Origin of the sequence: Moorena sp. SIO4A1, from assembly GCF_010672065.1 — a bacterium.
GTDB lineage: Bacteria > Cyanobacteriota > Cyanobacteriia > Cyanobacteriales > Coleofasciculaceae > Moorena.
Window position 1 is genome coordinate 1 of sequence record NZ_JAAHHX010000937.1, and the last position, 1,157, is coordinate 1,157.

General features: G+C 44.3%; 1 protein-coding gene. It reads right to left on the reverse strand.

The genetic code is table 11. The features are described 5' to 3' along the window. Nucleotides 1-357: 357 nt before the first annotated feature. Nucleotides 358-1,157, reverse strand: an 800-nt coding sequence (locus F6K53_RS44260; protein ID WP_293087249.1) for an FG-GAP-like repeat-containing protein, incomplete at its 5' end; no start/stop codon positions are given.

Sequence of the window (1,157 nt, forward strand, 5' to 3'; positions counted from 1 at the left end):
ACTAGAGTACACTCAGCGGTTTCAAAATAGGAAATAGGCAAAACGAAACAGGGAACAGGGAATAGGCAATAGGCAATAGGCAATAGGCAATAGGCAAAAGGGAATAGGCAAAAGGGAATAGGCATGCTAGCAAGAGTAACCCACCCCTACTGCTCCCAGGAGGGGAAAGAGATACGTAGTTTTATTTTATAAAAAAAAATACCTCCTACGTTTACATATCAAATACAAACGCTATATAAGGTTTCTATATATAAGCAATCAGCTAACGCCCTAAGGGCGTTAGCTGATTGTCCTTGGCTAAATACTTAGGTAATTTTAAATTAGGTAATTGAAATTTTGTATTTTAAATTACGTATTTCACACATAACTTTGCCAACTGGTATCGGTTAGTGGATCAAGCTTCTCCAGGCGATCGAACCCATTGGCATTCATCAGCCAGACACTATTTTGTCCATCGTCGAGATTGCGCCAGAGGATATCATCGAAACCATTATCATCGATGTCGAGGGTGCCATGGATTACCTCCTGACCACTACTGATTGGTGAGGAGATCAACACTGATTCAATGTACTGAGTCCCTTCCATCCTCCAATAGTAAATAGTTTGCTCTTGAGTATTGCGCCAAATAATATCCCCATCACCATCTCCATCCAAGTCTCCCGCTGCCCTCATTTCCCAAATACTAGTGACTGCTTCCGATTGAATCAACACCTCCTCAGCCACAGTGGTGCCATTCATTAACCAGACTTTATTTTCCCCAGTGGAGGTATTGCGCCAGAGAATATCCTGTTGTTGATCACTGTTAAAATCTTCGGTGCCACGAATTTCCCAGTCCAGGTCTGGAGTTGGGGTTATGGACACTGAATTCTCAAACACCGATCCTGCCATCAACCAGATGCCAGTTTCACCAGTAGAGGTATTACGCCAGAGAATATCTTGTTGTTGATCACTGTTGAAATCCCCTGCACCCTGCATCTGCCAGGGACTGTCGGCTGGTTCTGTTGGTGAAGGAATTGTCACGGCTTGAGCTAAGTCGAGACCATCCATCAACCAAGCACCATTGACTCCGGTCTCCTGATTACGCCAGAAAATAGTCACACTCTCGGTGATCGTGGATTGGTCATTGTCGGTAATGGTGAAAGTGGCACTGGGAGTCT